Consider the following 25091-nt stretch of genomic DNA (forward strand, 5'->3'; position numbering starts at 1 on the left):
TGATGAATTTACTAAAAAACCACCGAGGATGTTATGGGTAAAGCGCATACACCATTGGCGTTAATTATTTTAGACGGTTGGGGCCATCGTGAGGCAGTTGCCGATAATGCGATAGCGGCAGCACATACTCCGACTATGGATGCCCTGTGGCAACAATGCCCACATACATTGATTGACGGCTCAGGGATGGCAGTAGGCCTACCCGACGGGCAAATGGGTAACTCTGAGGTGGGCCATGTGAACCTTGGTGCAGGCCGTGTGGTGTATCAAGACTTTACCCGCATCAGCAAAGCTATCAGCGATGGCGATTTCTTTGCTAATCCTGCTTTAACTGAGGCGGTAGACAAGGCGGTGCGGGCCGACCAAGCGGTTCACATCATGGGGCTGTTATCACCAGGTGGCGTGCATAGTCACGAAGACCATCTGTTAGCCATGGTTGAACTAGCCGCCCAGCGCGGGGCACAAAAAATTTATGTGCATGGATTTCTAGACGGTCGTGACACCCCACCACGTTCTGCCAAAGCTTCTCTGGAGCGCTTTGATGCCTTGTTTAGTCAGCTTGGCGTGGGGCGATTTGCAAGTCTATGCGGACGCTACTTTGCGATGGACCGAGATAAGCGCTGGGAGCGAGTCGCGCAAGCTTGGGATTTAATCGTCCATGGCAAGGCTTCTTATCAAGCAGATAGTGCCTTAGTAGCACTTGCTGATGCCTACGAACGTGGCGAAAATGACGAGTTTGTGCAAGCCACCCGGATTGGCGATAAAGCGCCGATGCAAGAGGGTGATGCAGTGATCTTCATGAACTTCCGCGCCGACCGCGCGCGTCAACTGAGCCACGCCTTTTTAGATCAAGACTTTACTGGATTTGACCGTGGTCAGCGGCCCCAGTTAGGAGCCTTTGTTATGCTTACAGAATATGCAGCAGAGCTGAATGGCCCCGTTGCCTATCCGCCTGAGTCTCTGCATAACGTTTTAGGCGAATGGCTCGCCAAGCATGACTACACCCAGTTGCGTATTTCTGAAACCGAAAAGTATGCGCATGTCACCTTTTTCTTCAGTGGCGGACGGGAACAAGAGTTTGCTGGGGAACAGCGAGTGTTGATCCCATCTCCCAATGTAGCAACCTACGATTTGCAGCCAGAGATGAATTCCGAGCTACTCACTGATGAGTTGGTTGCCGCTATTCGCGCCGGCCAACATGACGTGATTATCTGTAACTACCCGAACGGCGACATGGTCGGTCATACGGGCAATTTTGCCGCAGCGGTACAGGCTTGTGAAGCTGTCGATCGTTGTATTGCGCGGGTGGTTGAAGCGCTGCGCGAGGTTGGCGGTGAGTGTCTAATTACTGCAGATCACGGCAATGCTGAGCAAATGCAAGACCACCATACCGGCCAATCACACACTGCCCACACCAGTGAGCTGGTGCCGTTTATTTATGTGGGTCGTGATGCCACAGCTCGTGCCGGTGGCACCTTGTCTGATGTAGCTCCTACGATGCTGCATTTATTAGGGCTACCAACTCCGCCAGAAATGACGGGCAAACCCATTGTTACCTTAACTCAAAGCAGCTAATGGTAGCTACTTGGGGTCGCTGGCTGGCGCTGACATTCTGGCTCTTAAGTAGTGCTGCGACCGCAGCGCAGACGGACAGCCAAGCAGAGCAAGCTGCAACTGAAGCCCAGTTGCAGCAAATTGCGACTGAGCTTAAGCGCCGGCAGCAAGCCTTAGACCAACGCTCTGAACAACTCAGCTTAACTGAGCGCGAACTACAACAGTTAGAACGGCAAATAGCCAGTATTGCTAACGAACTTAACCATACCGCCACCGAGCTAGCGGCGACTGTCGCTCGTATCAAGGATTTACAGCAACAGCAGCAGCAACTAGAACAGCAACAGCAACAACAGCTGGCGCTTTTGGCTGAACAAATTGATACCGCCTATCGGTTAGGCAAACACGATTATTTAAAGCTGTTATTGCAACAACAAGAGCCCAGCAAAATTGAGCGGGTGCTGGGCTACTATCGCTACTTTAATGAAGCTCGGATGCAGCAATTAGAGCAGCTGCAAGCTACCTATGCGCAACTAGAACAAGTACGGGCCGACGTTGATGAGCAACAAGCTAAGCAGCAACAGCAATTGGCTGAGCAGCGCCAGCAACAAGGCGTGTTGCAGCAACAACAGCAGCAACAACAACAACTTATCGCACGCTTAAATCGCGAGCAACAAGCGGATCAGCAAGCCATTAGCCAACTCCGCCAGAACCAAGAAGCCTTAGAGCAGGTGTTGGCGGCAATCATCGCAGCAATGCGCAATGAGCCGCAATTAAATGGATTGGCCGAGCTCAAGCGACAGTTACAGTGGCCTGCCGAGGGCAAAGTACAACGAGTGTTTGGTACAGCGCGAAGTGGCGGCTTACAGTGGAAAGGTGTGATCATTGACGCGGCAGATGGCACCCCTGTTACGGCTATCGCTGATGGCCGCGTCTTGTTTGCTAATTGGTTACGTGGCTACGGCCTATTACTAGTACTCGACCATGGCGATGGTTATATGAGCCTGTATGGCCACAACCAAACCATTTTACCCGCCGAGGGTGACATAGTGCGCCGTAATGAAACCATCGCCTTAGTGGGACAAAGCGGTGGCCGTGAGAGCCCAGCCTTGTATTTTGAGATCCGAGTTAAAGGCGACGCTGTTAACCCTACCCAGTGGTGTCGCTAAATGTCGCGCCCGTTGCTAGGGGGTGCTTGCCTGTTAATCTTGAGCTTGATCGCAAGCAAAGCCTTAGCCCAGCCTCCTCAGCTACTAACCCCGCCATTCAGCGAAGCGCCAAAGCCAGCCAAGATTGCTCTCGTGATTGACGATGTGGGCCACCACCTTCGCCATCAAGAGTTTCTCGACTTAGCTATACCTATTACTATAGCTATCTTACCAGGCTCGCCGCATGCCACTAAACTAGCGACCACTGCGCATCAGGCTGGTCATCAGGTGATGCTGCACCTACCGATGCAAGCTCAAGGACAGCAGACCGCCACAGAAGCTGGCATGCTAAGCGCGAGCGACTCGTTAGCACATATTGAACTCTTGCTTGATTATGCATTGCAGCAGGTGCCCCATGCACAAGGGGTGAACAATCATCAAGGCAGCTATTTAACCGAACAAGAACAAAGTATGGCGTGGTTGATGCAAGCCTTAAAGCAGCGTCAGTTGTATTTTTTAGATAGCCGTACTAGCGCAGCTACCGTGGCAGAACAACAGGCCCTTGCTCATGGCGTACCCACCATAAGGCGGCATGTATTTCTTGATAATCAGTTGCAGCAGGTGGCGTTAGAACAAGCTTGGCAGGGACTCCTAGAATTGGCCCAACAGCAGTCGCAGGCGGTGGTGATTGCGCACCCTCACCCAGAAACATTGGCCTTTCTAAAAGCAAAGATTCCGCTGTTGCCAACGGAATCTTTTCAGTTTGTGTACGTTTCTGAGCTCTTAAATTAAGCCATCGCTAAACGCAATTTCTTCATTGCATTCACTTCTAACTGGCGTACTCGCTCGGCTGACACTTGATATTTTTCTGCCAGCTCTTGTAGGGTCGTTTTATTCTCTTCATCTAACCAACGCGCCCTAACAATATCTTGGCTACGCTCATCCAGAGTATTAATTGCCGATAATAAACGCTGCTGAGTATGAGACTCCCACTGCTCTTGCTCAACTTCTTCAGCGAGGTCTGAGCGCTTATCTTCTAGATATTGAGCCGGTGAGTAATTGCTACCTTCGCGCGCATCATCATCGTCTGAGCTCAACTCAAAGGCTTGGTCATGGGCACTCATTCGAGCTTCCATTTCCAATACTTCAGAAGTACTAACACCTAAAGTTTCAGCTACCGTGTTTACTTCATCTTGAGTAAACCAACCCAAACGCTTTTTCATTTTGCGCAGGTTGAAGAACAATTTACGTTGTGCTTTGGTAGTAGCGATTTTGACTAAACGCCAGTTCTTCAGCACGTACTCATGGATTTCAGCTTTAATCCAATGCACCGCGAAAGATACCAAGCGTACCCCCACGGTCGGGTCAAACCGGCGTACAGCTTTCATCAAGCCAATGTTGCCTTCTTGAATTAAATCGGCCTGAGGCAAGCCATAACCTGAGTAGCTGCGGGCCACATGTACGACAAAGCGCAGGTGCGACATGATGAGCTGACGTGCAGCCTCTAAATCGTCCTGTTCTTGTAGGCGCTCCGCCAACTCGCGTTCTTCTTCTGCTGACAGCATAGGAATGCGATTCACTGACGAAATATACGCCTCTAAGCTACCGCTCGATTGCGGTACCGTTAATGCCATACTCGTAATTTCAGTGCTCATGCAACAACATCCTCTTTAAATTTGGGTGCCTGTACTAAGTTCTGCAGGCACCTACTCAGACTCTTTTTAAGCCTGAAAGTTCCCTCATTCTAGCAAAAACGACGCTGCTGACAATGGTTGTGAGATCTTTAACTCAGGTTTAACTTATGGGCTAAGCTAGGTCATTTCAATGGTTCGTACATGTTTTCTTACAGCAAGGTACGATCCAAGCAGCCCCAAACCAATTGCCACTAACCATAACACCATCATTTCACTAAAGTTTAAGCCTTCAATACGAAATTGGCTTTGATACAGTTCACTGACGTGAGCAACGGTACCGCTGATCCACCAAATGATCAACGCCGTTGCTACCCAAGCAATCACGCCACCCACCAGGCCATACCAAATGCCCGTATACAAAAAAGGCCGTTGAATATAGGCATCGGTAGCACCCACCAATTTCATCACCATGATTTCATCGCGTTTGCTATTGATATTCAAACGGATGGTATTGCCTACGATTAACACCACCGCCACACATAACAACAAAGCTAACGCTGATAAGCCATGGCGTATCACCGCTAAAATAGCCTCCAGCCTCGTCAGCCAATCTAAATCTAAGCGCGCTTCAGCTACTTCACGCTCTTGTTGTAACTGGCTAAGCAATTGCCGCGCTGTAGCCGCACTGCGCTGTGCTGCTACCGGGGTAACAATAAGCACATCCGGCAAAGGGTTCTGTTGCAATGCCGCCAACGCATCACCAAAGCCCGACTGTTCTTTAAACTCGCTCAAAGCTTGTTGTTTATCAATCCAACGTACAGATTCTATGGCACTAGACAAGCTCAAACGCTTATGCACAGTGTCTACTTCTTGCTGGGTTAAGTCTTTGCGCAAAAACAGCGTGATTTCTGCGGCATTCTGCCAATCAGCACCCAAGCTTTCCGTGTTTTTAACCACCACGTATAGCGTTGCTGGTAGCGTTAAACTTAACCCTAGCACCGCCATCGTCATCATGCTAGCCAACGGATAACGTAACAACTCGCCAAGACTAGCCAAGGCTTGTTGCACATTGTGCACCCAAAACATGACAAAACGTTGAAGCTTTGAAATGTTGACTTGGCTTGCCCCTTGTTGGCGTGATCGGAATAATAAACTCATGGCTTAATTCTCCTGCAAGCCATCGTTGATCATACGCCCATCACGCAAGGTTAGGGTGCGGTAGCGTAACCGCGCAATCAGGCCTAAATCGTGCGTTGCAATTAATACGGATACCCCCACCCGATTAAATTCTTCAAATAACCGAATAATATCCATAGATAGCTTAGGATCTAAGTTGCCGGTAGGTTCGTCCGCCAACAATAACGGCGGCTTATTGACCACGGCACGAGCTATCCCAACGCGCTGCTGCTCGCCGCCCGATAGCATATAGGGGTAGTGCCGAACTTTGTCCAACAGACCTACTTTCTCCAGTGCTGCATGCACCCGTTTTTTCGCTTCGGCCATACTGTAGCCTTCGATCAGCAGGGGCAGTGCGACATTGTCTAACACGGTTTTATCCATCAGCAGGCGGTGGTCTTGAAAAATCATTCCAATATCACGCCGCACATAAGGTACTTGCCGTGCCGAGATCCGTTTTAAATCGTGGCCATTGATGAGCACACGGCCAGCTGTTGGGCGCTCAAGGATACTTATTAATTTGAGCAAGGTACTTTTACCTGCCCCCGAATGACCCGTTAGAAACGCCATTTCACCTGGTTCCAGATGAAAGCTCACGTTGTTTAATGCCTGAAAGCCACCAGGGTAAGTTTTGCTTACTTGCTCAAATTTAATCATGCGTTATCACTGTGGGTTAACTCGCGCTGAAACAGCGCTGCAACAAACTCGTCCGCGACAAACGGGCGCAAATCGTCAATACCTTCGCCTACCCCAATATAACGAATAGGAATGTTAAATTGGTCGGCGATAGCAAAAATAACCCCACCTTTGGCGGTGCCATCAAGCTTGGTTAAAGTGATGCCAGATACCCCCACAGCTTCAGTGAAAAGCTTGGCTTGGCTGATGGCATTTTGCCCTGTGCCAGCATCTAGCGTCAGCATCACTTCATGCGGTGCGGTTTCGTCTAGCTTGCGCATCACCCGTACCACTTTTTTCAGTTCTTCCATCAAATGTGCTTTATTTTGCAAACGCCCGGCCGTGTCGGCAATCAAGACATCAACCCCGCGCGCTTTGGCCGCTTCTACCGCATCAAAAATTACGCTAGCACTATCAGCGCCGGTATGTTGAGCAATAACAGGGATATCGTTACGCTCACCCCACACTTGCAATTGCTCAACCGCTGCAGCCCTAAAAGTATCGCCAGCAGCTAGCATCACCGATTTGCCTTGGCGTTTAAATTGCTGGGCTAACTTACCAATAGTGGTGGTTTTACCTACTCCGTTCACACCTACCATCAAGATCACAAAAGGGCCATCTTGATTCACTTGTAATGGTTGCTCAACGGGCTTGAGGATCTCGGTTAAATCCTGCTGCAACAGGTCATACAAGGCATTGGCATCTTTCAACTGATGGCGGTTCGCATGCTGCGTTAAACGGTCGACAATACGCTGCGTGGTGGGAACCCCAATATCAGCCGTAAGCAACTGCGTTTCTAATTCCTCAAACAGCTCATCATCTATTTTTTTGTCTTTGAACAAGCCCCACAAGCCATCGCCGATAGCGCTTGATGTTTTTTTGAGGCCTTGGGTCAGGCGAGCCCACAAACCTTGTTTGGCCGGTTTAGCTGCCTTCTTAGCAGCTACCTCTGCAGTGACTTGGGCGCACACTTCGGCCGCATCTGGTGCTGCTATCGCCGCCACTGTTGTCGGCTCGGCTGGTTCAACTGGCTCGGCTTGTCCAGCTGGTTCAGCTGGTTCAACTGGTTCAACTGGTTCAACTGGTTCAACTGGTTCAACTGGTTCAACTGGTTCAACTGGTTCAGCGCTTTCGGCTAGTTCACTGCTTTCGGTTGGTTCTGTACTTTCAGTTAGTTCGCCAACTACAGCTGCTTCTTCGCGCTCGGCTGGTTCGCCAGCCTCCGCTATCGTGGCTTGGTCACTCACTGAATCACTGTTCGAATCTATGCTTGGATCAGTGGCAGAATCAGTGGTTGCTGGAGTTGAGGTTACCTCGGATGCCTCTTTGGGCTTGTCTTTTTTACGAAAAAACGAAAATAACGATCCTTTGGCCATGCTTGCTTTACCTTTGGAAGTTCTGTGCTGCTCGGTTACAATGCCCAACAGTTTACCATGTCAAACCCTAGAAGGCGTACTTTAGCATGCCAAACCGCTCAAACAAGCAGAAAAAAGCCAGCCACAAAGGTGCTGGCGAACTCCGCCTTATCGGTGGTTTTTTGCGTGGCCGCAAATTAAGCATCGCTGATTTACCAGGGCTACGACCAACCACCGATAGAATTCGCGAAACTCTATTCAACTGGCTGCAGTTTGAGCTGGCCCAACAACGCGTGCTAGACGCCTTTGCTGGCAGCGGAGCGCTAGGTTTCGAGGCGCTCTCACGGGGGGCTGCGAGCGTGACCCTGTTAGAGCGCAATAAGCAAGCCGCGACCTTATTGCAACAACATGCAAAGGTACTCAACCAAGCCATGCAGGCCAGAGACCTACCAGAGCCTTGTCAGGCCGAGGCACTAGCAACGGATGCTTTAACCTATTTAGCGCAACCAGCGCCGCAGCAGTTTGATGTGGTCTTTATCGACCCGCCGTTTCAACAAGGCCTTGCTGATAAATGCATTGCGGCACTTGAGCAGCAGCAATGGCTAGCACCAGACAGTTGGGTGTATGTGGAAACAGAGGCGAATTGGATTGCGCAAGTGCCAGCTCATTGGCATTTGTATCGAGAGAAGCGAGCTGGCCAAGTCGCCTTTCGCTTATATCAAGTAACTAGCACCAACGTGACTCCGATACCAGAGTGACAGTAAATTAGGATACCAATAATGAGTATGGCAGTTTGGGCAGGACGTTTATTATTTGCTTTGGTATGGGCCGCGATGCTAGCCAATTTGGTCTGGCCGTTTCCTGGTAAAGGCTTTGCGCTTTTTCTCATCTTAATGATGGTACTGATTGCGGTGCATTTGTTGCAATTACTGATGTTTGTCACCGTCTACAAAGAGCATATTTTGTGGCGACGAGGTGACTATTGGCAAATAGTCATTTTTGGCATTATTGGTTGGCTTGCCATTGTCCAATCACAACCGCAACGCCAACCAAAGTAGAGTCGTTAATCAGCTAAGCTAACCCCAATATTGGAGACGCCTTCGTCTGCTACCATTTGGCGCACCTGTTGCACCAGTGCCTGACTTGGTTGAGGCTGGCTGGCGGCAAGGGTCTCCAAAAAGTTTAACATGGCTTGTTGCACTTCAACTTCGTACACCGCCAACTCATGCTCGCGCAATAGTTTGCGGCGCTGCTCGGCAGACATCTCAGCACCTTCGGTTAGCTCAAGGAATTTCGCTACGCCAGCTTGAGATACTTTTGCGACGCTAACGAAATCAGCGCTGTTGTTATCCATCAGTCCTTGCAATAAAGTACTGATTGCGGTGCAAGCATCCATCGCCGGATAAACACCAAGCATATCGTGGCCATGTTCGCTAGGCGTCTCGTCATCGACTTTCTCTTGCCAGCGAGCAAAGTTCACTTTAACTTTCTTAGGTTGCCAGACCCATTCCCAACAGGCATTAAGTGCACCTTGCAAGGGTTTTGGATCACCAAAGCCGGTGACCTGATGAAAAAGCTCATAGTTAGGTAGCATGCGCTGGCACAAATAAAGCGCCAGCAGCGTTTGATAAGGCATAGGTAGCGCACGAATGCGCTCAAAAGTATTGAGTACCGCCATAATGTCCTCATATTTATTTAGTCACAGGAGTATACATGCATTTATCACTAAACACCGAATACTCTGAGGTTGTTGCAGCAGCAAAACGACTGGCGGGGCGCACTCGGCGTACCAATGTCATCGTCAATCAGCACCTTAATGACGCTTTAGGTGCTACCTTGATGCTCAAATGTGAACATACTCAACACACGGGGGCGTTTAAATTTCGAGGCGCTTGTAATGCCCTTTTGCAGCTTACCCCAGCGCAACGTCAAGCGGGGGTGTATACGGTTTCTTCAGGCAATCATGGTGCCGCTTTAGCTGCGGCTGGGCAACAGCTGGGTATTGCGGTAACCGTTGGGGTCGCCACCAATGCCTCACCGATAAAACGCGCGAACATGCAGCGCTATGGCGCCGAATTGATCGATATAGAGCCTGGCATGGCTGCCCGTGAAGCTTTTGTCGCAGCTCGCGAACCTAGTGGTGGCATCTTTGTGCCACCCTACGACCATCCTCACATTCTGCAAGGCCAAGGCACGGCGGCGCTAGAATTATTACAAGAGTATCCAGAGTTAGATGTGTTACTCGCCCCGCTTGGTGGCGGCGGTCTGTTAAGCGGGACTGCGATCGTGGGTAAGCAGCACCAAGTAGCCAACGTGTATGGGATTGAACCTGAATTAGCTGCCGATGGCTATGCCAGTTTTAAAACCGGTGTGTTGCAACCAGCAATGCCACCGTTGAGCATTTGTGATGGCTTGCTCACCCGCGTCGGAGAGCATACCTTTGCCCGTATTAAAGCGTGGGTAGATAAGATTTTACTGGTGAATGATGACCAAGTGCTGCAAGCCCAAGCTCTTGTATGGGAGCACACTCAACAATGGATAGAGCCATCGTCAGCAACGGTTATCGCAGCCATAACGCGCTACCCTGAGCTATTTCAGGGCAAGCGCATTGGCGTGATTATTAGTGGTGGTAATTGTCAGCGAGCAAATAACTGATCTAAGTCTTGGAAGGCCTTAAACTCAAGTGCATTGCCACAGTAATCGTAAAAGAACATGGTGGCTTGTTCGCCCGGCTGGCCGGCGAAGCGAATATGTGGCTCTATCACAAACTTGATGCCTGCCGCGGTCACTTGCTCAGCTAATTGCTGCCATTGCGGCATAGTTAGCACCACGCCAAAGTGAGGTACCGGAACCTCATGCCCATCAACCGGATTATGGTGAGCCACGCCAGCACGCTCGGGTGCTAAATGAGTCACTAATTGGTGCCCAAAGAAATCCCAGTCAACCCATTGTGCCGCGCTGCGCCCTTCAGCTAAGCCCAATACGTTACCGTAAAAGGCTCGCGCTTGCTCAATCGAGCTTACTGGAATAGCCAAATGAAAAGGTTGTAACTGCATTGACCCTACTGCCTCATGGCTCGTTAATCGTCTTAATTAATGTTTAATCGGCATGGCTGAGGCTGGCTTATGCCAGAGTCGGTAGCCGACTGCCAACATAAGCACCAACCAATTCACTGGCGGTACTAACCCTAAAGTTAGTACCGCTAAGGTATTCCACAACGGCTGGCGATAGTGCTGCCCTACCAATCCATAAAACAACAACGCCGCAAGTAAACCCTGCAATAAAAACAGGCTAATAGGCATAGATGTTCCTTAATGTCTCGTTATTATTGTGGAAATAAGCCTACCTTATCTTCATTGAATTGTAAAAGAAGCTTAAATTTTCTGACATATTAAGCGCTTAGAGCACGATCTAAATCGGCAATAAGGTCTTCAACGTCTTCAATCCCCACTGAAATCCTTACAAAGTTGTCAAGAATGCCCAACTTGGCTCGGTTTTCGGCAGGAATAGATGCATGGGTCATGATCGCCGGATGCTCAATCAAGCTCTCCACACCGCCCAAGCTTTCCGCTAGAGCGAAAATTTCTACAGCTTCTAAAAAGCGGCGTGCTTTATCGAGGTCGCCTTTCAATAAAATAGAAATCATGCCGCCAAAGCCGGTCATTTGTTGCTTAGCGAGCTGGTGTTGCGGGTGACTTGGTAAGCCCGGGTAAATGACTTTTTCTACTTGCGGATGCTGATCTAACCATTGTGCAATCTTGAGCGCAGCAGCATTATGGTGCTGCATACGCAACGCCAGCGTTTTCACCCCACGCAACGCTAAATAACTGTCGAATGGCCCAGCAATAGCACCTACAGCATTTTGTAAAAAGGTCATTTGCTCAGCTATCTCGGCGTTATCGCCAACCACCGCAATACCACCAACCATATCTGAGTGACCGTTCAAATATTTTGTAGCTGAGTGCATCACCACGTCTGCGCCGAGCTCCAACGGACGTTGATTAAAAGGTGTCGCAAAGGTGTTGTCCACCACAACCCAAATATTATGCTGCTTTGCTAGCTTGCACACGGCGGCAATATCAACCAACTTCAACATCGGATTACTTGGCGTTTCAATCCAAATCATCTTGGTACTGCCAGTAATAGCGGCAGCGACTGCTGCTAGATCGGTTAAATCGACGTACGAGAAGTTCAGCCCTGCTGAACGTCCACGAACCTTATCAAATAGACGGAAGGTACCGCCGTACAAGTCGTCCATCGCGATCACATGGTCCCCGCTGTTCAGCAGTTCCATGATGGTTGAGGTTGCGGCCATCCCTGAAGCGAACGCATAACCATGCTGGCCGCCCTCAAGATTCGCTACCGCGCGCTCCCAAGCAAAACGTGTTGGGTTGTGCGAGCGTGAATACTCAAACCCTTTGTGTACACCGGGGCTCTCTTGAATATACGTAGAGCTGGTAAAAATAGGCGGCATGACCGCGCCAGTCGCCGGTTCAGGTGCTTGTCCGCCATGAATAGCACGAGTTGCAAATTTTAGTGTCTTTTGGTCAGCCATTATTACTTCTCCAGCAGGCCTTTCTCGGCCATCCAATCGTCATTGTAGAGTTTTGATAAATAGCGATTACCAGTGTCACAAGCCAAGGTAACCACACGTTTAGGACTGGTTTGCTCACGGCAATAGCGGAGCGCGGCAGCAATCAAAGTACCGCTTGATGACCCTACCATCACGCCTTCTTTCACCAACAGCTCACGGGCCGTATGAAAGGCTTCTTTGTCACTGATAGCATAAGCTTTGTTAGCTAAGTTGATCTGACAAATATCTGGCACGAAATCTTCTCCTATGCCCTCTACTAACCAACTACCTGCAGTTACTTCTTCATTGCGATTAATCAAAGGTTCTAAAATAGAGCCCTCTGGGTCAGCGAGAACCAAATCAACCTGTGGGTTTTGTTCGCGTAAATAGCTACCAATACCGGATAGCGTTCCGCCTGAACCTACGCCGCACACAAAGGCATCCAGCTGGCCTTGCATCTGTTGCCAAATTTCAGGTCCGGTCGTGCGATAATGAGCTGCCACGTTGGCTGGGTTAGTAAATTGATTCACATAGAACCAACCATGTTCAGCAGCCAAGCGCTCAGCCATATCTTGGTAGTATTCAGGGTGGCCTTTACCCACGTCTGAACGAGTACGAATCACTTCAGCACCCATGGCTTTTAAGTTATTCACTTTTTCTGCCGACATTTTGTCTGGCATCACAATTTTTAGCGGGTAGCCTTTACTGGCAGCAACCAAGGCTAAGCCTAAACCAGTATTGCCTGCGGTAGCTTCAATAATCGTCATTCCAGGGCGTAATTTGCCCTGTTGTTCAGCGGCTTCAATCATGCTTACCGCAATACGGTCTTTAATAGAGCCGCCTGGATTCAGCAGTTCTAATTTTAAATACAACTCACAGGGGCCGGTATCAATATTACTAACTTTGACCATCGGCGTGTTGCCAATCATTTCTAAAACGTTCTGATAAACATGCATATGAATGAATTCCGCTACTAGGTTCGCTTAAAATATAATGGCATTATCGCACGGTGCAGTGTTCCATAGCAAAAGCCGGTGTGGCAGAGTAATAGCACCTGAGCTACATAACAATAAAGGATAATCATGGCTAATCAACCGCAACCTCAGTATCAGCAAGTTAGGCGTACATTGTTAACCCGAGCGAAACCAGCTTGGTACCTTAGCACCATTGCTGCCAGTGGCTTGCTGTTAAGTGCCTGCGGCCAACCAACAGCCTCGGTCGAAAGCCCTCAACAACAGTTCATGGCGGCTTTTAAACCTTATTGCGGACAAGCCTTCAGCGCCACTATCGTGGCCGATAATCAGCCGAGCCCAGCCTGGGATCATCCGTTAGTGGTGCATATTCGCGATTGTGAAGCTAATACCATTCGGATGCCGTTGCATGTTGGTGACGATCGTTCACGTACATGGGTACTAACCAGACAACAAACTCAACAACAAGAAGTTATTGATTTTCAACATTATCATTTGCATGAAGATGGTAGCGCGGATGCCGTCTCACCATACGGTGGCCAAACTGTACAAGCTGGCAGCGCTAGTAAGCAGGCATTTCCTGTCGATGAGGCCAGTAAAGCTTTGTTTGTCGCGAATGGATTGGATGTGTCTACCACCAATACTTGGACGTTTGAGTTTGTTGACGCCAATACCCTAAGCTATCAATTGAGCCGGCCGGGTCGTTTATTTGAAGTTCACATTGATCTCAGTCAACCCATACCAGTACCGCCACCAGCTTGGGGTTATCAGGAGTAGAGCCATGCTAGATTTACGGAGCGATACGGTCACCAAACCAACAGCGGCCATGCGTGCCGCAATGGCAGCAGCGCCCGTTGGCGATGATGTTTTTGGGGATGATCCTACCATCAATGCATTGCAACAACGCATTGCCAAATTGGCTGGTAAAGAAGCCGCGCTCATTGCTAGTAGTGGTACCCAAACCAATTTATTAGCTCTCCTCAGTCACTGTCAACGTGGCGATGAGTACTTAGTTGGTCAGGAATATCACACCTATCGCTATGAAGCTGGTGGCGCCGCAGTGCTAGGTGGCATCGTACCGCAGCCGTTTGAATTGGAAGCGGATGGTACGCTTAACTTAACTCAAGTCGAAAAACGAATTAAGCCCGATGACCCGCATTTTCCAATCACTCGCTTACTATCTTTGGAGAATACTCATACGGGTAAAGTGATTAGCCAAGACTTTATGCTCAAGGCACGTAAACTTTGCAATAAACATGGCCTTAAGCTGCATTTAGATGGTGCCCGCATTTTTAACGCCTGTGTAGCTAGTAAACAATCACTGGCCACCCTTGTTGAACCCTTCGATAGTGTCTCTATCTGTTTTTCTAAAGGGCTAGGCACGCCCATTGGCTCCGTCTTGGTAGGTTCGCACAAACTCATCGAACGTGCCCGGCGCTGGCGCAAAATGCTCGGTGGCGGCATGCGCCAAGCTGGGATCGTAGCGGCCGCAATGGATTATGCCCTTGACCATCATCTTGAGCGGCTTGCCGACGATCATCGGCATGCACAGCAACTACACGACGGATTAATGCAGTTAAGCCAGAACGGCGCTGCTATTACCGTAGAGCCAGCGCAAACTAACATGGTTTACCTCAACTACAACAGCACCGACGACGCGCAAAAAGTGAGCACACACTTACGTGAGCAGGGCATTATTGTTGGAGCAGGCCAACGGCTACGACTAGTCACTCATTTAGATATCAGCAGCCAGGATATTGAACGCGTGATCATTGCTTTTGATCAGGCCTTAAAGTTGTTGTAATTGTTGAAGTAACCGATCTAAAGCCCGATAACTTAAACTTTCGGCAAGATGGCTACGCTGAATCTCCGAAGCTTGTGCAGCGTCGGCAATGGTTCGCGCTAGCCGCAAGGTGCGGTGATAGGCCCGGTGAGATAACTGCAAGCGCTCGATGGCTTGCACCAAGAACTGATGATCCGCATCACTCAAACAGCAATGCTCTGCGAGTTGACTCGGTTTAAGCTCAACATTTAAACAGCCTTGTCGCGCCAGTTGTACCTTGCGTGCGCTGGCCACTTGTTGGCGCCAAAGCGAAGTTAGCGGTGGCTGAGCAACCTCACGCTGGGCGAGCACCTCCGGCTGTCGCGGCACATCCACTTGCATATCGATGCGATCAAGCAAGGGGCCAGAAAGCTTGCCAAGATAGCGCATGATTTGCTCTGGGCTCGAGCGCGCACTTGCCAAGGTGCCATCAAATTGTCCGCACGGTGATGGATTAAGAGCACAAACCAGTTGAAACTTTGCTGGAAACTGCGCTTGGTAACCCGCCCGGCTTATGGTGACGTGACCTGACTCCAAGGGTTCGCGCAGTGAATCTAACACATGACGCTGAAATTCTGGCAACTCATCTAAAAACAAAATTGAGCGATGAGCTAGAGAAATTTCACCTGGCCGTGGTGGCGAACCTCCGCCCACCAGTGCTGCTGCTGAACAGGAATGGTGCGGCGCTCGAACACAGCGTTGCTGCCAATGTTGGGGCTGCTCCGTTGCGTTTGAAATACTCCGTACTGCGGCTACTTCTAAGCCTTCTTGTTCAGCCAAATGAGGCAAGAGCCCCAGCAGGCGTTGGGCGAGCATGGTTTTGCCAGTGCCCGGGGGGCCTACAAAAAGTAAGTGATGACCTCCCATGGCCGCCAACAATAGCGCCCGCTTCGCTTGCTCTTGTCCAATGACATCGGCAACATCGCCAAAGGGTTCCAAATCGACATGGGGCTCTTGATACTTGATATAAGGAAGCCCATGCGGGCCCTGCAAATGGCTCACCACATCGCGCAGGCTGATGGCCGCAACACACTGTTGTTGCTTTAAGATGCTGGCTTCGGGGGCATTATCAAGGGGAATAACAGCTTCTCGGCCCTCATCTCGACAGGCCAATACCGCCGGCAAAACACCTAATACCGAACGTAAATCACCGTTAAGCGTTAACTCACCAAAAAATTCACGGCTTTCAACTTTTGCCGACGACAACTGCTTATCGGCCACTAATATGCCGATAGCTATAGCAAGATCATAGCGCGCACCGTGCTTAGGTAAATCTGCTGGAGCCAAATTGATGGTGATTTTTTTTGCTTTGGGGAATAAATATCCGCTGGCCATAATCGCTGATCTAACCCGATCCTTGGCTTCGCGCACACCAGCCTGCGGTAAACCGACCATGTTGAAACCAGGCAGACCCGCCGCTAGGCAAACTTCTACCGTAACTAAAGGGGCGTCCATACCATACAAGGCGCGCGTATAGACTTGCGCTAAACTGATTGAGCTCATAACCACTCCGTGGTGAAAAGACCTCAGTTTAGCGCGGTAAGAAGCACTTGTTGCTATCGCAATAGCGGATTGCGGCTGCCGATTTTACGCAACCTTGCTCGGCAAATGACTTACCAGTAATGCTCCATGGTGACATTACCAGGCTTGCGCCGGAGATTTTTCGGTAACCCGAGATCTGCGAGCACTTGCTTGGCATCACGAATCATGTCCGGATTACCACAAAGCATAACTTGTGCACTGCTATCTAACTGGTCTGCTAGCGCCGCTTGCAAAGCTCCTGATTCAATCAAAGCCGGCACCCGACCCGACAAAGCCCCGGTAACCTGCTCACGACTCACTATCGGCTGATAGCTGAATTGTTGTGGATACTGCTGTAACCACTGTTGCGCTAGGTTCTGATAGGCTAAATCGCTGGCATAACGCACCGCATGAACTAGATGAATCCGTTTGAACCGTTGCCAAGGCTCTGCGGTACCTAGCATCGAAAAATACGGCCCCACCCCGGTACCGGTCGCAATGAGCCACAAGCTCTCACCATCCGGCACTTCGTTCAGGGTAAAAAAGCCACTTGGTGGCTGTGATACTTCAATTCTTTGCCCTGCCTGTAAGCCATGTAATAACGGCGATAACAAGCCATCTTGAATACGATTGACCAAAAACTCCAATTCATCTGCGGTGGGCGCGTTAACCAATGAATACGCGCGTTGTATCCGTTGCCCGTCTACTTCTAAACCCAGACGCACAAATTGCCCCGCAATAAAATCAAACTTAGGAGTACGCACCTTTAAGGTGAATAAATCTTGATTCCAGGCGTAGTTTTCAACTACTTCGCCCGTTAGCCATTGTGCCATGATGATTTACTCTGGTTTTTGCATTGCTGCTAAATCACGCTCTAACTGCTCTACCCGCTGCCGTAGACGCAATAATAACTGCTGCTGCACATCTAATTCTTCACGCGTAACCACATCTAGTTTGCCTAACTGCTGCTGCAAAATAGTTTTTACGCGCTGTTCAAAACTACCCGCTAAATCTTTGATCCCCGCAGGAATGCTGTCATTAATCTGGCGGGCTATGTCTTCTATTTTTTTCGCATCCATAACAACCCCTTATCTTTATCTGGTGGTGGCTGACATCATTAACGTTTAGCTTAGCAAGAAGTTGCGGTAAAATCTGCTTTTCATACGCTTTACCCAGCTTTTGTCACCTCCAACAAGAAGGTTGTTTATTCGTCATGCTGTTGAACCCTCGTCAACAAGAGGCCGTGCGGGCCATTACTGGACCGGTACTGGTATTAGCTGGCGCAGGTAGTGGCAAAACACGAGTCATTACAGAAAAAATTGCCCATTTAATTACTCGATGTGGTTACCCAGCGAAACATATTGCGGCGGTGACCTTTACCAATAAAGCAGCCAAAGAAATGAAAGAGCGGGTTGGGCAAACTCTCGGTCGTGAGTATACCCGTGGATTAACGGTTTCTACTTTTCACACCTTGGGCTTAACGATTATCAAAAAAGAAGTCACTCAGCTCAACATGAAAGCGGGCTTCTCTTTATTTGATGATCAAGACAGCCTGGCACTCTTAAATGCCTTAACTGAACCTGAATTAGATGGAGACAAAGAGCTCCTGAAACGCTTACAACACAAGATTGGGCAATGGAAAAATGCCATGCTCCTGCCCGATCAGGCACTAGCCCAAGCGCAAACCGATGATGATAAGTTATTTGCTGAGTTTTATCGGCGCTATCAACAAAATATGAGAGCTTGCAACGCACTCGACTTTGACGATCTGATTTTACTGCCAACGCTCTTGCTGCGCACTAACGAGGCGGTTCGTCAGCGCTGGCAGCAGAAGTTTCAGTACCTTTTGGTTGATGAGTATCAAGATACCAATACCAGTCAGTACGAGCTCGTTCGGTTACTGGTGGGGGATCAAGCAAACTTTACGGTGGTAGGTGACGACGATCAGTCGATTTATTCTTGGCGTGGGGCCCAGCCCCAAAACTTGGCTTTGTTACAGCGTGATTTTCCGCAGTTGCAGGTGATTAAACTCGAGCAGAATTATCGTTCCCATGGGCGGATTCTAAAAGCGGCGAATATTCTTATCGAGAATAACCCCCACGTTTTTGAAAAGAAGCTCTTTTCAGAAATGGAATACGGAGTGCCACTGCGGGTTATTTACGGGCGTAATGAAGAACATGAAGCTGAACGAGTGGTCGCAGAAATTGTGCGTCGACGCTTTCTCGAGCGTACTCCTTATTCGCAATTTGCCTTGCTTTATCGGGGCAATCATCAAGCACGGATTTTCGAGAAAGCTTTGATTGCCAACCGAATTCCCTATCGTATGACTGGCGGCCAAAGCTTTTTTGCGCGGGCCGAAATCAAAGACATGATGGCCTATCTAAGGCTATTAGTTAATCCAACCGATGATACCGCCTTTATTCGCATCATTAACTGCCCCAAACGTGGCATCGGTCCGAATACCGTGGAGCGGATCGGCGAGTTAGCGCACGAGCTGCATACAGGGCTCCTTGAGGCAGCAAACCATCAAGCACTCAAAACTCGTTTGGGCGCACGCGAGTTTCAGTCGGTGCAATATTTTTGTCAGCTGATACAACGCTGTGCTCGACGTTGCGACCATCAACCAGAGGCTGCATCGGCCTTGTTTGATTTGCTTAAAACGATAGGCTACGAAGAGTGGCTTTACGAAACCAGCCCGAGTGTCAGTGCCGCCGAAATGCGCTGGAAAAACATCTATGAGTTGATGCGGTGGGTGTCAGATATGCTAAAGGGTGATGCTGAACACGAGCCACTTAGCCTTGCCGATACGGTAGCTAAATTGTGTTTACGAGACATGATGTCGCGCCAAGAAGAAGCCGAACAAGGCGATCAAGTACAGTTGATGACCTTGCACGCATCCAAAGGCTTGGAGTTCCCGCATGTATTTATGGTGGGCATGGAAGAAGGTTTACTCCCACATCAATCCAGTATTGATGAAAACATGGTGGAAGAAGAACGCCGGCTTGCCTACGTAGGAATTACTCGAGCACAGCAGTCGCTTACCTTTACCATGGCGAAAGAACGTCGACAATATGGTGACACCCTACGCCCTGAGCCTAGTAGATTTTTATTTGAACTCCCCCAAGATGATTTAGAGTGGGAAGAGCAAACCATAGCCACAGAAGCTCAGCAAGAGCAAACACGGTTATCAGGGATCGCACTACTGCGTAAAGCTATGGAAGATTAAGCTCGCGTTGCCGACTTACTGGTCGGCTGGGCATTGAATGGTGACTTTACTTGCTGGGGCTCTCCAAACAATTGGCCTTGCCCGATATTCACGCCATTATGGATAAGCGCCTGTAATTGATCGTGATTATCAACGCCCGCTGCGGCAATTTCGATGGCTAGATCGCGGCATAGATGCACCACATTTCGTACCATCACTTGTGCTCTTTGGCTGGTCGCAATGTCCGCCACAAAGCGCGGGTCTAACTTCACATGGGTAAAGGGATAATTCAAAATAAATTGCAGTGCTCCTGCACTACGGCCAAACTCGTTCAGCGCCAAACCTACCCCGAGCTCAGCTAACTGACGCAAACAGCTCAGCTGGCGTTTGGAGTTATCATTAAGCTCAGTCTCACTAAACTCTAGGATTAACGACTCTGGCGCAACTCCAGAGTTAGTGATGATATCAATTAATACCTTCACATCTGCCAGTTTATAAAGATGCTTACTAGACAGGCCCACATAGATAGGTAACGGCTGATCTTCAGCCTGTAAAATAGCGCAACAGCGTTTCAGCATCCAATGATCAAGCGCCAGCGTCATCCCGGTTTTGTCAGCTACTGCATTAAAGCGATCTGCCGGAAGCAAGCTATCATCGCGTTGCCACCTTAGTTGCAATTCACGGGCAACTTCTGTGTTATCGCGCAGATCGGCTAAGGTAAACTGTTGTAATACAAAATCTTGGTCAAATTGAGCATGCCGCAATTCGGTTTCGCGATGCAACGAGGCCACCAAATCCTGGTGAATACTTTCATCAAAGACCACATAGCGACCGCGGCCCATACTTTTTGCTTGATACATGGCAGCATCAGCATCGCGCAGTAAACGCTCTGCCGAATCATTGCGCGATTTACACTCGGCGATACCCACGCTGGCACCCGAATAATGTTCGCTCTCACCAAAGACAAACGGCAATCGCATTTTTTCAATAATGCGCGATGCAACATCTCTAGCATCGTCAATATGGCGAATCATATCTAGTAAAATAACAAACTCATCGCCACCTAATCGTGCCACTGTGTCATTATCGCGAATGCACTCACCAATCCGACGACTCGCTTCAAGCAAGAACTCATCACCCGCCGAATGGCCTAGCGTGTCATTAATATTTTTGAAGCGGTCTAAATCAACAAACAGCACCGCAAAATTATGGTGCGGGAAACGCTTTTTATGCTTCAGCGTTTGCTGTAACCGCTCAGTAAACATGGAGCGATTCGGTAAGCCCGTTAACGCATCATGGTGCGCGTCATAGAATAGTTTTTCTTCTACTTTTTTACGGCGCTCAATTTCGCTAACCAGCTCTTCTGTACGCTCCGCTACCTTACGCTCAAGATAGGCATTAACGCGTTTAACTTCATCGGCATTCCGACGGCGCTCGATGGCTACCGCAACATGTTGTGATACGAAGTTAAGAAGCTCTAAATCGTCCTGCTTATAGGTGATGTCATTCACGTAGGTTTGCACGGATAACACCCCAATCACTTCGTCTTCAACCACCAAAGGCGAGCCCAACCACTGCGTTGGATGAGTACCGTAATAGCTTACCGCATCTTCCACTTCACCTGCCTGTACCAGCTGTTGATACTTGGCTCGGTCAATGAATACCGGTTGCGCATGACGGATAACATACTCGGTCATGCCTTTAGCTAACTTACGTTCGCGTTGTAAATTGCCATCATAGGCATCAACACTGTAGGGAAACTCCAGCACACCTCGGTCTTGATTAATCAGAGCAACAAAGAAGTTATCGTTATTGATGAGCATCCCTATCTGTCGATAAAGCTGTTCATAGAAGGTTTGCATGGACTCAGAGGTGTTGGTAATTTCCGAAATCGCAAACAACACGGAGGTTAATTTTTCAGCTCGCTCACGGACACTAATTTCATTAATCAGATCATCATTAATCTGCCGTAATTTTGCGGTTTGACGAGCAATTTCTGCCTGCATGTATTCACGCTGACGAACTCTATCTAAAGCATTTACAATGTGTTGCGAAACGAATAACAATAACTCTTGGTCTTGCTCTGTGTAGCGAATCTGCTCAGAGTAACTCTGCACCACCATGGCACCAACCACTTGACCATTTGAGCGCAAAGGCACCCCTAACCAGTCTACTGGAGGTGACCCTAAGTCGCGAATTTCACCTCGCTCTTTTAACCGTTCAAAGACCTCAATATCATACAAAAATGGCTTACCCGTACGCATCACATAACCGGTTAAGCCTTGCCCTAGCATCTCAGCCGGAATCACTTGCTCAAGGGCCGGAAAATCATCATATTCATCCACAAAATAGACAAACTGAACCGTGTCTTTAGCTTGGTCATACAAACAAATGTAAAAGTTTCGAGCATCCATCAGCTCGCCAATAATGGCGTGCACCGACGCGTAGAAATCTTGCATGTTTTGTACAGAAGAGGCTAATTCAGAGATTTTAAACAGTGCTTTTTGCACCACTTCAGATTGGCGATATTTAAGTGCTAGTTTTTGCAGACGCGCAACAGCCTTACGCAGGCGCGTAATTTCTTTGCTTTCGGTGTTCTGCACTGCTGAAGTTTGAGCTTCAGGCTGCATCCCTGTTGACGTAGGCATAAGCTAGCTGTTTCGTTTTGTTTAATTGTTGTTTTTGTTTTATTTATTGTTTTAAAACTAACCAACCTCAAAGTATATATTTACATTGCTAAATTACAAAGAGATTTATAAAAATCAGCTCAAATTATAGACACAAAAAAACCGCCGAAGCGGTTTTTTATATTCATGTTATGAATGCTAACTATTAAATTTCAGCAATCATAAAATCGATAGCAGCTTGGATTTCTTCATCGCTACAGTCGTTACAGGTACCTTTAGGTGGCATCGCATTGATACCTTCAATAGCATGCTTCAGCACTGTATCCATGCCTTGAGCTAAGCGTGGCTCCCAATCGGCTGCATTGTTTAATTTAGGAGCACCTAACACCCCAGAGGTATGACAAGCAACACAGAACTTGTTGTAAACTGCTTCACCAGAACGCGCGCCACCAGAACTTGCAGCTGCGGCTGGAGCAGCTCCAGCTACCCGTACTTGCGCTACCGGTGCAATGCGCTCTTTAATATCTGCGGTACTTTGTTGTGGTACTACAGCAGCACTTGCACCACCTACGACAAATGCCATTGCGGCAACCATTAAACGGCTAGATTTAAAAATAGATAATACGTTCACAGTAAACTCCTGATTGAACTAATGAGCTTGCACGCTCGGTTTGTTGTTGCGATTATAGCCAGATTCCACTCAAGGTTAAATACTTCCGTGCAATGTCAACCAATCCTAGCTTAGATACGCGTAAAATTGCCCTTTTGGATCTGGATGCTTTCTTTGCCAGTGCTGAACTCTTGCGCCAACCACAACTGCGCGATAAGCCTTTTGCGGTGGGTGGTGGCGGAGATCGCGGAGTGGTTGCTACTGCTAATTATTTAGCGCGGCAATATGGCGTGCGCAGTGCAATGGCCGGCAGCCAGGCTCGACGATTATGCCCACAACTTATCTTCGTGCGCCCCGATCATGCTTACTATCGCGCTATGTCCAATCAAGTTTTCGAGGTACTACAACAGTATACCGAGACGATTGAACCTGCTTCTATCGACGAATTCTATTTAGACCTTACCCACAATCAGCACTATCAAGGGAGTGCCAGCTTAACAGTTAGTGCTATTCGAGAGCAACTACGAGCGCTAGGTTTAACCGCATCGGCGGGCATTTCTAATCAAAAGATGGTAGCTAAAATAGCTAGCGAAGAAAACAAGCCTGATGGTCAGTATTTAGTAACCCCAGAGCAAGTGAGCGCTTATCTTGCGCAATTAGATCTAAAGCGAATCCCTGGAATTGGACCGAAAAGTTTACAAAAATTGCATTACGCTGGCTTATTTTTAGGTAAAGATGTCCAACAAGCTGAGTTAACCAGTTTACAACGCATTTTAGGCGAAAAGGCCGGCTGGTTAGTTTATCAACGTTGTTTAGGTAACGACCCAAGAGCTGTGATTACCGAGCGTGTGCGCAAAAGTGTTGGAGTGGAAGAAACCCTAAGCCAAGATGCCACGAGCCTACGCCAACTCGAACAGTTCCTTGAACAAGTGCTACTGCCGCAATTGCAGAAGCGGATGAAAGTGAGTAACTGGCAGCAAGCCTTCATTAAAAGCCAGACGATTAAGTTAAAATTTTCAGATTTTCAACAAACAACCGTATCCCGAACAGCTAACTTAGCGTCACCCAGCTTATTTTATCAACTGCTACGAGATGCCTGGGATAGGCGCCAGCAACGGCAAGTCCGGCTCATTGGCATCAGCGTGGCGCTACCCGACCCTGATGATGCCCTGCAATTGGAATTGGAGCTGGAGTAAGCGATTGCGACTAGGAGCTAAACTCATAGCTGCCTAACTGAATCACCTGGTTACGCAACTCAATCGCACTTAACGCAGCCTGTACGCGAGGATGCTGTAAGTGCCCTTCAAACTCGATAAAAAAGTGATAGTGCCCGAAACGCTGCCCGGTTGGTCGCGACACCAACGCCAATAGGTTGATTTGATGAACCGCAAAAGCTTGTAAGTGCTCGAGTAAGAGCCCCGGATGGTCAGCGTCATCGACAATAACTATCGAAGATTTATAGCGTATCGAATGATCCGGTGCGGCTAAAGGCTGCGGCTGCTGTACCGCCACAAATCGAGTGACATTGTGGGCGTAATCTGTCACATCATGTTCCACCCAAGCCCAGTCCGCTGCGCTAGCATTAGGCTCGGCCGCTGCCAACAGGTGCTCCGGAATGATTGCTGCCGCTGCCTGGGTTGTTGCTTGCAACTGCGCCAACGCTGCGGTATTGCTGGCGGTAGAAATCACCTCAATATCATGTTGCGATAACCAATCGCTGCATTGTCCTTGGGCAACAAACTGCGCAAAAATGACGTCCGGCTGTGGGTGATTTGCAACTACCGAAAAGCGCACCGGAATAGCCACCTCAGCAATAATTTGCAAAGGCTGCTTTAGAAAGCTATCAACGACTGGTGAAACAATCCCCTCAACGATATTTTCTAACGGCACTACCGCAATCCCCGCCTGCTCAGGGATGGCCTGCAGCGTTCGGGAAAGAGAGCTGTAGAAACTTATCGTAGGCGGCGCCTTGGTAAATTGCGGTAGGCGCAATACCTCACGCGCAGCTAACTCTGAGAACGTACCTGAAGGACCCAAAGTTGCGAGAAAAGTGGCTGAACTGCTAGTGGCTGGCACGAGATGCTTTACATCCTTTAACGATATCTTTGTATGAGTTGCAGTGAGATTAACTTACACGCTTTTATTCACAGATAAAAGTTACAGATTGTATTGAATTAGCATCTAGGTATTGGCAGTATGGCTGCTGACTTTATCGCTCAAGGC

General features: G+C 48.8%; 25 protein-coding genes. 10 read left to right on the forward strand and 15 right to left on the reverse strand.

Going from position 1 to position 25091, the window contains the following annotated elements; genetic code table 11:
* The first annotated feature begins 33 nt into the window (after positions 1–33).
* From gpmI to ACQ661_RS10345, 3 genes are read left to right on the forward strand one after another with little or no spacing between them, the layout of a single operon-like run.
* Positions 34–1575 (forward strand): 2,3-bisphosphoglycerate-independent phosphoglycerate mutase, encoded by a 1542-nt coding sequence (gene gpmI / locus ACQ661_RS10335; RefSeq protein ID WP_431668288.1) that lies wholly within the window; start codon positions 34–36, stop codon positions 1573–1575.
* Positions 1575–2720 carry a murein hydrolase activator EnvC family protein gene (locus tag ACQ661_RS10340; RefSeq protein ID WP_153827062.1) on the forward strand — a complete coding sequence of 382 codons (1146 nt, stop codon included), beginning with the start codon at positions 1575–1577 and terminating at the stop codon, positions 2718–2720. The genes gpmI and ACQ661_RS10340 overlap by 1 nt, the downstream gene beginning before the upstream one ends.
* Entirely contained in the window at positions 2721–3491 is a 771-nt protein-coding gene (locus ACQ661_RS10345) for a divergent polysaccharide deacetylase family protein (RefSeq protein ID WP_110076745.1), read from the forward strand.
* On the opposite strand, the gene rpoH is transcribed toward ACQ661_RS10345, so the two are convergent.
* From rpoH to ftsY, 4 genes are all read right to left on the reverse strand, one after another.
* Positions 3488–4354, reverse strand: coding sequence for an RNA polymerase sigma factor RpoH (gene rpoH / locus ACQ661_RS10350; RefSeq protein WP_110076744.1), 867 nt, complete (start codon positions 4352–4354; stop codon positions 3488–3490). The genes ACQ661_RS10345 and rpoH overlap by 4 nt on opposite strands.
* A gap of 156 nt (positions 4355–4510) precedes the next feature.
* Positions 4511–5491, reverse strand: a complete 981-nt coding sequence (gene ftsX, locus ACQ661_RS10355) for a permease-like cell division protein FtsX (protein ID WP_110076743.1) — start codon at positions 5489–5491, stop codon at positions 4511–4513.
* Positions 5492–5494: 3 nt separating this feature from the next.
* Positions 5495–6166, reverse strand: coding sequence for a cell division ATP-binding protein FtsE (gene ftsE / locus ACQ661_RS10360; protein WP_110076742.1), 672 nt, complete (start codon positions 6164–6166; stop codon positions 5495–5497).
* A complete protein-coding gene (gene ftsY / locus ACQ661_RS10365; RefSeq protein ID WP_431668289.1) occupies positions 6163–7560 on the reverse strand; it encodes a signal recognition particle-docking protein FtsY in 1398 nt (465 codons plus the stop codon). The genes ftsE and ftsY overlap by 4 nt, the downstream gene beginning before the upstream one ends.
* Before the next feature lie 86 nt (positions 7561–7646).
* On the opposite strand from ftsY, the gene rsmD reads away from it, so the two are divergent.
* Together rsmD and ACQ661_RS10375 are read left to right on the forward strand one after the other, a co-directional pair.
* Complete coding sequence (rsmD, locus tag ACQ661_RS10370; protein ID WP_110076740.1) at positions 7647–8297, forward strand: 16S rRNA (guanine(966)-N(2))-methyltransferase RsmD; 651 nt, start codon at positions 7647–7649, stop codon at positions 8295–8297.
* A 21-nt stretch (positions 8298–8318) separates the two neighbouring features.
* Positions 8319–8597 (forward strand): DUF1145 domain-containing protein, encoded by a 279-nt coding sequence (locus ACQ661_RS10375; RefSeq protein WP_153827056.1) that lies wholly within the window; start codon positions 8319–8321, stop codon positions 8595–8597.
* 5 nt (positions 8598–8602) lie between these two features.
* Here ACQ661_RS10375 and ACQ661_RS10380 read toward each other — a convergent pair whose 3' ends face one another.
* Positions 8603–9217 carry a YjaG family protein gene (locus tag ACQ661_RS10380; RefSeq protein ID WP_110076738.1) on the reverse strand — a complete coding sequence of 205 codons (615 nt, stop codon included), beginning with the start codon at positions 9215–9217 and terminating at the stop codon, positions 8603–8605.
* Between the two features lie 35 nt (positions 9218–9252).
* Here ACQ661_RS10380 and ACQ661_RS10385 point away from each other — a divergent pair, with 35 nt between their 5' ends.
* A complete protein-coding gene (locus tag ACQ661_RS10385) occupies positions 9253–10194 on the forward strand; it encodes a threonine ammonia-lyase (RefSeq protein WP_431668290.1) in 942 nt (313 codons plus the stop codon).
* Here ACQ661_RS10385 and ACQ661_RS10390 read toward each other — a convergent pair.
* From ACQ661_RS10390 to ACQ661_RS10405, 4 genes are all read right to left on the reverse strand, one after another.
* On the reverse strand, positions 10176–10595 hold the full coding sequence (locus ACQ661_RS10390; RefSeq protein WP_431668291.1) for a VOC family protein: 420 nt from the start codon (positions 10593–10595) through the stop codon (positions 10176–10178). The genes ACQ661_RS10385 and ACQ661_RS10390 overlap by 19 nt on opposite strands.
* 36 nt (positions 10596–10631) lie before the next feature.
* On the reverse strand, positions 10632–10841 hold the full coding sequence (locus tag ACQ661_RS10395) for a hypothetical protein (protein ID WP_431668292.1): 210 nt from the start codon (positions 10839–10841) through the stop codon (positions 10632–10634).
* 89 nt (positions 10842–10930) lie between these two features.
* On the reverse strand, positions 10931–12094 hold the full coding sequence (locus tag ACQ661_RS10400) for a cystathionine gamma-synthase (protein ID WP_110076734.1): 1164 nt from the start codon (positions 12092–12094) through the stop codon (positions 10931–10933).
* Positions 12095–12096: 2 nt separating this feature from the next.
* A complete protein-coding gene (locus ACQ661_RS10405) occupies positions 12097–13068 on the reverse strand; it encodes a PLP-dependent cysteine synthase family protein (RefSeq protein WP_110076733.1) in 972 nt (323 codons plus the stop codon).
* Between the two features lie 126 nt (positions 13069–13194).
* On the opposite strand from ACQ661_RS10405, the gene ACQ661_RS10410 reads away from it, so the two are divergent.
* Both ACQ661_RS10410 and ltaE read left to right on the forward strand, forming a co-directional pair.
* Positions 13195–13860, forward strand: a complete 666-nt coding sequence (locus ACQ661_RS10410) for a hypothetical protein (protein ID WP_110076732.1) — start codon at positions 13195–13197, stop codon at positions 13858–13860.
* 4 nt (positions 13861–13864) lie between these two features.
* Positions 13865–14887 (forward strand): low-specificity L-threonine aldolase, encoded by a 1023-nt coding sequence (gene ltaE, locus ACQ661_RS10415; RefSeq protein WP_110076731.1) that lies wholly within the window; start codon positions 13865–13867, stop codon positions 14885–14887.
* On the opposite strand, the gene ACQ661_RS10420 is transcribed toward ltaE, so the two are convergent.
* The 3 genes from ACQ661_RS10420 to ACQ661_RS10430 all read right to left on the reverse strand — a co-directional run bounded on the left by ACQ661_RS10420 (position 14873) and on the right by ACQ661_RS10430 (position 17505).
* Positions 14873–16399, reverse strand: coding sequence for a YifB family Mg chelatase-like AAA ATPase (locus ACQ661_RS10420; protein ID WP_110076765.1), 1527 nt, complete (start codon positions 16397–16399; stop codon positions 14873–14875). The two genes, ltaE and ACQ661_RS10420, sit on opposite strands and share 15 nt — an antisense overlap.
* A gap of 119 nt (positions 16400–16518) precedes the next feature.
* Entirely contained in the window at positions 16519–17259 is a 741-nt protein-coding gene (locus ACQ661_RS10425; protein WP_110076730.1) for a ferredoxin--NADP reductase, read from the reverse strand.
* 6 nt (positions 17260–17265) lie between these two features.
* Entirely contained in the window at positions 17266–17505 is a 240-nt protein-coding gene (locus tag ACQ661_RS10430; protein WP_110076729.1) for an accessory factor UbiK family protein, read from the reverse strand.
* Positions 17506–17639: 134 nt separating this feature from the next.
* Between ACQ661_RS10430 and rep the strand changes: the two genes are divergently transcribed.
* Positions 17640–19652, forward strand: coding sequence for a DNA helicase Rep (gene rep, locus ACQ661_RS10435; RefSeq protein ID WP_431668293.1), 2013 nt, complete (start codon positions 17640–17642; stop codon positions 19650–19652).
* Here rep and ACQ661_RS10440 read toward each other — a convergent pair.
* On the reverse strand, positions 19649–22279 hold the full coding sequence (locus ACQ661_RS10440) for a sensor domain-containing phosphodiesterase (RefSeq protein WP_431668294.1): 2631 nt from the start codon (positions 22277–22279) through the stop codon (positions 19649–19651). The two genes, rep and ACQ661_RS10440, sit on opposite strands and share 4 nt — an antisense overlap.
* A gap of 184 nt (positions 22280–22463) precedes the next feature.
* On the reverse strand, positions 22464–22841 hold the full coding sequence (locus tag ACQ661_RS10445; protein ID WP_219968260.1) for a c-type cytochrome: 378 nt from the start codon (positions 22839–22841) through the stop codon (positions 22464–22466).
* 140 nt (positions 22842–22981) lie between these two features.
* On the opposite strand from ACQ661_RS10445, the gene dinB reads away from it, so the two are divergent.
* Positions 22982–24064 (forward strand): DNA polymerase IV, encoded by a 1083-nt coding sequence (gene dinB, locus ACQ661_RS10450; protein WP_313933263.1) that lies wholly within the window; start codon positions 22982–22984, stop codon positions 24062–24064.
* A gap of 10 nt (positions 24065–24074) precedes the next feature.
* On the opposite strand, the gene ACQ661_RS10455 is transcribed toward dinB, so the two are convergent.
* A complete protein-coding gene (locus ACQ661_RS10455) occupies positions 24075–24944 on the reverse strand; it encodes a prephenate dehydratase (protein WP_181394953.1) in 870 nt (289 codons plus the stop codon).
* Between the last annotated feature and the right edge of the window lie 147 nt (positions 24945–25091).

It is taken from the genome of Pseudidiomarina sp. WS423 (assembly GCF_050750165.1).
Lineage (GTDB): Bacteria > Pseudomonadota > Gammaproteobacteria > Enterobacterales > Alteromonadaceae > Pseudidiomarina > Pseudidiomarina fusca.